Raw genomic sequence first — 823 nt, 5'->3', positions numbered from 1 at the left:
CACCAGAAGTAGATAGCTTAACCTTCGGGAGGGCGTTTACCACGGTGTGGTTCATGACTGGGGTGAAGTCGTAACAAGGTAGCCCTAGGGGAACCTGGGGCTGGATCACCTCCTTACCTAAAGACTTGCTGTTTAATGCAGTGTCCACACAGATTGCTTGGTTAAAATGTAGAACGTAAAAAGACTTGGGTCTGTAGCTCAGGTGGTTAGAGCGCACCCCTGATAAGGGTGAGGTCGGTGGTTCAAGTCCACTCAGACCCACCACTTTCTCTCCCAGAGAAGGTGGCGGTTTAGTCTTTTATATCGTTGGGGTTATAGCTCAGCTGGGAGAGCGCCTGCCTTGCACGCAGGAGGTCTGCGGTTCGATCCCGCATAGCTCCACCACTCTTTAAACACATTCTTATAAGTGTTTTTAAAAAGTGGTTATCTAACGATGATTACATGTTCTTTAACAATCTGGAAAGCTGACTAGTAAATTCAATCAATAGATTGATTTTAAAAATGTTCTTCGAAAGAAGAACGAGTTCTCAAAACATACACATTCAAGTGTCTGTGTTTGCTTTCACTTTTTAAAAGTGAAAACAAAACAATGAGTCCGGCGAAAAACCAACGTTTAATACTTTCTTGATCGAAGTGTTGAACACAAACCTTGGTTGTTTGACCAACTTACTCCACTTTTTAAGTGGAAACTAAGAGCGAAACCTCTTGGGGTTGTATGGTTAAGTGACTAAGCGTACACGGTGGATGCCTTGGCAGTCAGAGGCGATGAAGGACGTATTAACTTGCGATAAGCCCAGAGAAGGTAGTAAAAACCGGTGACTCT

The 823-nt window shown here is 44.0% G+C and carries 2 tRNA genes and 2 rRNA genes; all 4 read left to right on the top strand.

What is annotated here, in order from left to right:
* A 16S ribosomal RNA gene (locus C9J38_RS21555) occupies positions 1-116 on the top strand; the annotation flags it as partial.
* 71 nt (positions 117-187) lie between these two features.
* Positions 188-264: transfer RNA gene (locus tag C9J38_RS21550), tRNA-Ile, on the top strand.
* Positions 265-308: 44 nt separating this feature from the next.
* A tRNA-Ala gene (locus C9J38_RS21545) sits at positions 309-384 on the top strand.
* Positions 385-717: 333 nt separating this feature from the next.
* A 23S ribosomal RNA gene (locus tag C9J38_RS21950) occupies positions 718-823 on the top strand; the annotation flags it as partial.

Origin of the sequence: Photobacterium sp. GB-210 (assembly GCF_003026075.1) — a bacterium.
Classification (GTDB): domain Bacteria; phylum Pseudomonadota; class Gammaproteobacteria; order Enterobacterales; family Vibrionaceae; genus Photobacterium.
This window is presented reverse-complemented; position numbering and strand designations above follow the sequence as displayed.